This window comes from Caulobacter sp. D5 (assembly GCF_003185805.1).
Taxonomy (GTDB): domain Bacteria; phylum Pseudomonadota; class Alphaproteobacteria; order Caulobacterales; family Caulobacteraceae; genus Caulobacter.
In genome coordinates this window covers 1-7,376 of sequence record NZ_QHJY01000045.1, presented here as the reverse complement: position 1 = coordinate 7,376, position 7,376 = coordinate 1, and the positions used below count along the sequence as shown (strand labels likewise).

8 protein-coding genes are annotated in these 7,376 nt (G+C 67.5%); 4 read left to right on the top strand and 4 right to left on the bottom strand.

The window, feature by feature from the left end:
- A partial coding sequence (locus tag DMC18_RS25865; RefSeq protein WP_158285849.1) for a hypothetical protein occupies window positions 1-283 on the top strand: 283 nt, incomplete at its 5' end.
- Window positions 284-287: 4 nt separating this feature from the next.
- On the opposite strand, the gene pgi is transcribed toward DMC18_RS25865, so the two are convergent.
- Window positions 288-1,907 carry a glucose-6-phosphate isomerase gene (gene pgi / locus DMC18_RS03465; protein ID WP_110120478.1) on the bottom strand — a complete coding sequence of 540 codons (1,620 nt, stop codon included), beginning with the start codon at window positions 1,905-1,907 and terminating at the stop codon, window positions 288-290.
- Window positions 1,908-2,010: 103 nt separating this feature from the next.
- On the opposite strand from pgi, the gene DMC18_RS03460 reads away from it, so the two are divergent.
- On the top strand, window positions 2,011-2,502 hold the full coding sequence (locus DMC18_RS03460; RefSeq protein WP_110120477.1) for a hypothetical protein: 492 nt from the start codon (window positions 2,011-2,013) through the stop codon (window positions 2,500-2,502).
- Window positions 2,503-2,695: 193 nt separating this feature from the next.
- Here the strand turns inward: DMC18_RS03460 and DMC18_RS03455 are convergent, their stop codons facing one another.
- A complete protein-coding gene (locus DMC18_RS03455) occupies window positions 2,696-3,298 on the bottom strand; it encodes a thioredoxin family protein (RefSeq protein ID WP_110120476.1) in 603 nt (200 codons plus the stop codon).
- Between the two features lie 190 nt (window positions 3,299-3,488).
- Here DMC18_RS03455 and DMC18_RS03450 point away from each other — a divergent pair, with 190 nt between their 5' ends.
- The gene (locus DMC18_RS03450) at window positions 3,489-4,226 is read left to right on the top strand and encodes a DUF1353 domain-containing protein (protein WP_110120475.1); all 738 of its coding nucleotides are present in this window, start codon (window positions 3,489-3,491) and stop codon (window positions 4,224-4,226) included.
- A 59-nt stretch (window positions 4,227-4,285) separates the two neighbouring features.
- Entirely contained in the window at window positions 4,286-4,735 is a 450-nt protein-coding gene (locus tag DMC18_RS03445; protein ID WP_110120474.1) for a hypothetical protein, read from the top strand.
- Here DMC18_RS03445 and DMC18_RS03440 read toward each other — a convergent pair.
- Both DMC18_RS03440 and DMC18_RS03435 read right to left on the bottom strand, forming a co-directional pair.
- On the bottom strand, window positions 4,732-5,946 hold the full coding sequence (locus DMC18_RS03440) for an acetamidase/formamidase family protein (protein ID WP_233245279.1): 1,215 nt from the start codon (window positions 5,944-5,946) through the stop codon (window positions 4,732-4,734). The genes DMC18_RS03445 and DMC18_RS03440 overlap by 4 nt on opposite strands.
- Before the next feature lie 1,230 nt (window positions 5,947-7,176).
- Window positions 7,177-7,376: hypothetical protein (locus tag DMC18_RS03435; RefSeq protein WP_146217958.1), on the bottom strand; the 200-nt coding region annotated here is incomplete at its 5' end.

Sequence of the window (7,376 nt, the reverse complement as noted above, 5' to 3'; positions counted from 1 at the left end):
GGGCCGGCGGCCGGTCGAGGGGCCGCTGGACGTCGTCCAGTTCGGCCCCGCGCAATACGCCTGGCGCGACGCGGGGGCCCAAAGCCGGCCCGCGCGCTCGCTGCCGCCCAGCCGGTTCACGACGTCGGCCGGCGCGCTGACGCTGCCGGCCTATTCGCTGACCGTGGTGGGTTGGACCGAAGCATTTTCGAGCGAAGTGGCTTCCGGTTCGCGTGAAGAAAATGCGTCACGACAAAAGATCAGACCCCCCGACCTGATGCAATCAGGTTGGGGGTCTGGCTGAGGCCCTACTTCTTCAGCCGGTCGATCAGGGCGCTGGTCGAGGCGTCGTGGCTGCCCACGGCGCCGGCTTCCAGTTCCGGCAGGATGCGGTTGGCCATCACCTTGCCCAGCTCCACGCCCCACTGGTCGAAGCTGTTGATCCCCCAGATCACGCCCTCGACGAAGGTCTTGTGCTCATAGAGGGCGATCAGGGCGCCGAAGGTCTGGGGCGTCAGGCGATCCAGCAGCACCAGGGTCGACGGACGGTTGCCGGCGAAGGTGCGCTGGGGCGCCAGGGTCGCGATCTCGGCTTCGGACACGCCCTTGGCCTGGAGTTCAGCCACGACGTCCTCGGTGGTGCGGCCGACCATGAAGGCCTCGGCCTGGGCCAGCAGGTTCGACAGCAGCTTCTCGTGCATGCCCGCCGGGCCTTCATCCGACTTGGCCAGGCCGATCAGCTCCATCGGGGTGATGTCGGTCCCCTGGTGCATGCACTGGAAATAGGCGTGCTGGACGTTGGTGCCCTCGTCGCCGAACACCACGGTGGCGGTGCCGCGCGCGGCGAGCTGGCCGTTGGGGCCGACCGACTTGCCGTTGCTCTCCATCTCCAGCTGCTGGAGGAAGGAGGCCAGGCGGCGCAGGCGGTGCGAGTACGGAACGACCGAGCGGGCGCGGCGGTCCAGGCCGTTGCGGTTGAAGATCTGGGCCAGGGCCACCAGCACCGGGGCGTTCTTTTCCAGCGGGGCCGAAGCGAAGTGGGCGTCCATCTCGGCCGCGCCGTCGAGGAAGCCCTGGAACACGTCCCAGCCGGCGGCGACGGCCACCGACAGGCTGACCGCCGACCACAGCGAATAGCGGCCGCCGACCCAGTCCCAGAAGCCGAACACCCGCTCGTCGGCCACGCCGAAGGCCGAGGTCTTGTCGAGCGCCGTCGACACGGCGGCCAGGTGAGCGTTGGCGCCCTGCTCGCCCACGGCCGCGACCAGCCAGGCGCGGGCGGCGGCGGCGTTGGACATGGTCTCCTGGGTGGTGAAGGTCTTGGAGACCACCACGACCAGGGTCTCTTCCGGATCCAGGTCGGCCGTGGTCAGCAGGAACTCGGCGCCGTCGACATTGGCCACGAACCGCAGGTCGATCTCCGGCTTAACCGGGCGCAGGGCGTCCCACAGCAGGCGGGGACCAAGGTCGCTGCCGCCGATGCCGATGTGCAGTATGGCCTTGAACGGCTTGCCGGTGGCGCCCTTGATCGCGCCCGAGCGCACCGCCTCGGCGAAGGCCTTCATCCGGCTGCGGACGGCTTCGACGTCGGCCATCACCGGAACGCCTTGCGCCTTGATGTCGGCGTCGGCCTTGGCGCGCAAAGCGACGTGCAGCACGGCGCGGCCTTCGGAGCTGTTGATCGCCTCGCCGCCCAGCATGCGGGCGCGGGCGCCTTCGACGTCGGCGGCGTGGGCCAGGTCGAGCGCGGCTTCCAGGCCGGCTTCGTCCCAGGCCTGCTTGGAGAGGTCCAGATGCAGGCCCGCGACGTCGAGGGTCAGGGTCTCGAGGCGTTGGGGCTCGGCGTCGAAGAACTCGACGATGCGCTTCTCCCCGGCGGCCTTGGCGGCGGTTTCCAGGCGGGTCCAGGCAGCGTCGAGGTCGGCCACGGGCAACTCCATATGTGGTAAAACGGTGTTTACGGGAGCGGGCTTACCAAAGGTCAGTCTCGGCGTCATGAAGACCAATGACGTTTTTCGCCTGGAGCGCCTGATGTCCTGCGACGCGATCGCCTTTTCCGCCATGTTGTGGCTGGCTTCGACCGGTTCGGCGGCGCCCGTCGACCAGGCTCCGGCCGTAGTGCAACAGGGCCAGGCCCCGGCGTCGGTGGCGGGCGAGCCGCTGTTCGCCGACATCGTCAAAAGGGCCGGCGCGCTGAAGGGCCAGACCGAGGCCTATCGCCAGGCCCTGCCGAAGGACGCCGCCGCGGCGGCAGTCCCGCTCTCCGGCTTCACCGCCTTCAAGGCCGAGATCGAGGCCCTGTCGGCGCTCGACATGAAGGGCCACGTGACCCTGAAGGAGCGCGGCGCGGTCGACGACCTCAAGTGCATCCTGCGCGGCATCAGCCAGGACCTGCCCGAGAAGCTGTCGGCCATGTCGGCGGCCAAGACGGTCAAGGAGCAGGATCTCGCCCTGCGCGACATGGTCTATCTGCTGAACGACAACGTCGAGGTCATCACCGCGCCGCCCCAGCCGGCGGCTTGAGCTTTCCCTCTACCCTACCAAGCCCGTCATCCCGGAAAGCGCGCAGCGCTTATCCGGGACCCAGGGGCCGCCGCACTACGCCGGCCGCCGCGCGAGCGCCCAGCCTGGACGCGGCGCCCAGTCCCCTGGGTCCCGGCTCTTCGCTACGCTTCGGCCGGGATGACGAGGAAGGGGCGCGCGAGAGGTTTCCCATTCAAGCGTCCTTGTACTTCACCGCGCAGCCATAGGGCTGGCTCGCCGGGACGGCCACCTTGCGGCCAGCCTTGAGGTCGGCCAGCGCGGCGGCGACGTAGTTCTTGGCGCCGGCGATGTCCTCGACCTTGTTGCTGGGCTTGTCGTCGATGGCGCCCTGGTAGACGACCTGCCCGGCCGGATCGATGACGAACATGTGCGGGGTGGTCTTGGCCTTGTAGGCGGTGGCGACCACGCCGTCGGAGTCGAGCAGCAGGGTGGTCGGCTTGGCGCCCTTGGCGCTCATCCAGGTCCTGGCCTGGGCGCCGTCGGCGAAATAGCCCTGCTTGCCGGGGGCCGAGGAGGCGACGCTGAGCCAGACCACGCCGTCGGCCGTGGCGGCCTGCTGCAGGCCCTGCATGTTCCCGGAATAGTGCTTCTTCACATAGGGGCAGCCCTCGTTGACCCATTCGAGCACGACGGTCTTGCCCTTGAACTCGGCCAGCGAGCGGGTCTTGCCGTCGATGTCCTTGGCCGTGAAGCCCGGGGCTGGCGCGGCGAGCGCGAAACTGGGGGCGAGCACGACCAGCGGGGCGCTGGCGACGATCAGGCGACGGGTGATCATGGGGAACCTCCGAGGGGCGACAGTCGGCGTTGCGAGACATTCTCACGGATCGTCCTGCGGTGGAACAGCGCACCGGACGTGCAATCCTTTGTTACTCGCGGCCAAGCTTGGCCATGAACGCTTGATCCGCCGCATTTCGGCCGCCAGAAGACGGCATCGCTCGCCCCGTTTCTCCCCGAACGCCACGATCATGACGCTCCGCTCCAAGCTTTCCCTCGTCGCCGCTCTGACCGCCGGCCTCGCCCTGGCCGCCTGCACGACGACCAAGGAGACCACCGTCTTCGTGCCGGTGGTGGCGCCGACCCCGCCCAGCTCGCTGACGCCGCAGCCGATCATGCTGTTCAACCAGGCCAAGGAGGGGCGCAAGCTCTTCACCCTGGAGGCCGAGTTCCCCTATTGCGACGTCGAGACCGGCAAGGTGATCGTCGTGCCGCGCTGGTACGTCACCGACTTCGCCAGCGTGCCCTGGTACGGCCAGGGCTTCATCGAGCCGCAGGGACCGACGGCGCGCGCCGCCATCGTCCACGACTGGCTCTATGCGGTGGGCGAGCCGGGCAAGCGGGCCGAGGCCGACGCCATCTTCCTGCGCGCCATGCTGAAGTACGGGGTCAAGCCGTTCCAGGCCAACCTCGCCTACCAGGCCGTCAAGACCGGCGGCGAGCGGGGCTACGCCCTGCCCGGCGACTGGATGTTCATCGACCCGCGCCGCCAGGACGTGCGCCAGCCGCCGCCCTTCGCCCGGCCCAAGACCGGCGCGGTGCGGATCATGCCGCGCTGCCAGGGCTTCGAGGCGCTGATCCAGACCGGCTGGCGGGCCTATCCCCTGCCCCGGCCGGTGATCGCCGCGCCGCCGCCGGTGACGACCACGCGCACGCCGATCGACGACGTGAGGGCGCGCCTGCCCTGGGGCGGCGACAAGAAGAAGTAGAGGCCGGGCCAAGCCCGCAGGCCATTGCCCAGCTTGACCTTCGGTCGTACGGCTAGGCCATGCTCGACTTCCTGTGGACCTTGCGCGGGTCGATCCCGCTGGACCCGACGGCTTCCTACGGGGGCGTTCTCGACCGCGTGGCGACCCTGCTCGAGCAGCAGAACAAGCCGCCCCGGCGAGTCGAGGCCAATGTCGTGACGTTCAAGACGCCGTTCTCGTCGTTTCGGCGCAGTTGGAAGGCCCTGCAGATCTACAACGAAGGCCGGTTCTGGACCGAGCACGGCCTGGACGGGCGGGTGCTGCGCTATCAGCTGAACTGCCTGCACCTGCTGCTGGCCTGCGTGCTGTTCGCCGTCTTCTTCGCCTTCATTTCCTTCAAGGCTGGGCCGGGCGAGGACGACGTCACCCTGCACGGCGCCTACCTGCTCGCCGCGGTCTACGCCGTGAACATGCTGGTGGGCTGGTTCCGCGCCACGCGGGTGATCCGCGAGGCCGTGCGCGGTCGCTAGGGCTTTCTGGCCAGTCCGCTCAGCCGGGCCTTGTCGAGGCTCAGCGCCAGGCCGGCGTTGCGGCCGGCCAGGGTCGCCACCCGGTACTCGGCCGCGCCGCCGAGGATCAGCGAGGCCTCGGACGGGTTGAGGCCATAGTCCTGCTCCAGCCACTGGATCATCGCCCCGGTCGCCGCCCGGGCCGCCTCGTCCAGCGACGAAGCCTGGCCCAGCACTGTGATCCGGTCGGCGGTCTCGATGCGCGGCGCGGCTAGCGGCCGGGAGGGCAGCAGCTCGACGCTGAACTCGACGTCCAGCGAGGTCTCCAGCGCCCACTGGGTGGTCTCGCCGTCGCCTTGCAGGGCGTGGCCGTCGCCGAGGAACAGCATGGCGCCGGGCTGGAACACCGGCAGATAGACGGTGGCCCCCTCGCCGATCTCGTTGAAGTCCATGTTGCCGCCCCAGCGGCCGCTGTCGCCCGCCGACTGCGGGGGAAAGCCGAAGTCCGGCGCCACGCCCAGGCCGCCCAGCATCGGCCGGACGGGGACGGCGTAGTCCTTCAGCCGCTCGGGCGGTTCCTCGAGGCGCGCGAGCCCTGTCGCGCGATCCAGCCGCCAGCGGACCGGCTTGCCCAGTCCCGCCGAGCGCGCGGCCAGGCCCAGCGACATGGCCCGGCCGGCCACGCCGTCCAGGCTGTCGGCATAGTCGCGATTGAGCGTCAGCTTGCGGATGTGGATCGCCAGCACGTCGCCGGCCTTGGCCCCGGCCACGAAGAACGGCCCGGTCTGGGGATTGCCGTAGAGCGCCGCGACCTTGCCCTGCTCGTCGACGCCGCCGGAATCGATGGTGCGGGTCGCCACGACGTCGCCGGGCCGGATCACCAGGGCCGGCGGCAGGTCGGCGGTGAAGGTGTTGGAGAAGCTGGCGGGCGAATAGGTCACCCGCCCCGGCGGCCCCGCGGGGATCTCCAGCCGCAGGGCGGTGAAGGCGTGGCGGGCGCGGGCCTTGTTGCTGGTGTCGGGATAGTCGGCCCAGCCGGTCAGGACGCCGTCGCGCTGCGTGGCCTCATAGCGGTGCGGGACGCCGTGGCTGTCGATGGCGACGAAGCTGAGCCTGTCGCCCCGCCGGCTGCCCGTCAGGGTCCAGTCGTCGACCGCGCCTAAGAGCGCGTCACCCTTGGCGTCCAGAGTCAGCACCGCATGCTCGGCGTTGCCCCACCGATCGACGGACATCAGCCAGGTCTGAGGCGCGGCCGCCGCAGGCCCCGCCAACGCCAGGATCGCCCCGAAAGCTGCCCCAAAGACCGTCCAAGCCCGCATCTCGCCCTCCGCCCCTGGGGTGCGCGCCGCACGGTAGCGACGTGGCGGGAGCTGACAAATGAAGCTTCTGACAGGTTCGGTGGTCAGCCCGCCGCCCAGTCGGTGAGCGACGCGCTCATAGCGAGACAATATGCCGCACCCACAACCTCTAGAACATCAAACAAGCTCAACCATTTCTCTTAAAACGCCACCGCACAAGGCAGGGAAGAATGCTGATTAGAAGGAAGTACGTTCGGGCGCTTTCAAGCTACCTCGGCGGATTGATCCCGAATACGGAATTCAAGTTCGTTGTCGATCTCGGACAAATTGAGAGAGGAAAGCTCGACAGGTCCGGTTTTGCACAGCTTGGGGACGGCGACACGCTACTTCCACCGGCCATTGGAAAGGTTAGCCGGACCAATGCAGAGGGGATCTATGTGACCCACCGTGACCGCCCAAAAGAGCCTAGACTTGTGGGGAGGCGCGAATGGACTCGGCAAGAGTGGGCAGGTCCCGGCCAAACTCGCACCGTAACCGAAGCCGTCGATATCTATCGTGATTGTTACCCGCGCACATTTGTCCCGCCGCTCGGGATCGAACTCACCGTCGTAGACCACGCTGGTTCTCGCCTAGTAACATCCCCAGCCTCGACTTGGCTGCAAACGCCAGAGGCTGAGGTTCTACATACCCTAAATTTAATGCTCGAATTATTCGGAGAAGTGGAGGTTCGGCACGAAAATTTGACCTCCTTCCTACCGCCTCACACCCGGCGCGTAAACTGGACGCTTTTACCCCCCGGAAGCACACTCTCTGGAGTAAGCGCACACGTAGCAGGTCTAATTGGGCGCACAGCTCCTACGTTTCGTGGACCAATTATGAGTAGACTCACGTTTCTGGCGAGCCGAAATCCTCCAGAAGTCTACTTAGGTCACGGCGGATTTCACGCTTATGTTGCCTACGTATTTCCAACAACCGGAATGACGATACTAGAGAGCGTTATGCCAGCAAATGCAACCTATGTTTTTGCTGGCAATTGGTCCTCCGTATCTCATCTTACGAAATCACAGATCCTTGCAGGATCACATCATCATGCCCGCATCATTCATGATGCCAATTGGGAGACCAACCTTGCTCCCTTTGCCAGATAAACTCTCCGGCTGAGGCTCAGCCCTTGGCCGCTTTCTCCACCGCCTCGATGACCAGGCCTTCGGTCAGCAGCTGGGGCAGGATGGCGGGCGCGCCGCCGCCCTTGGGATAGACGAGATAGAGCGGCACGCCAGCGCGGCCCTGCTCGGCCAGGGCCTTGGCGATCGTGGCGTCGCGCTTGGTCCAGTCGGCCTTCAGCAGGACGGCGTTCTGGGCCT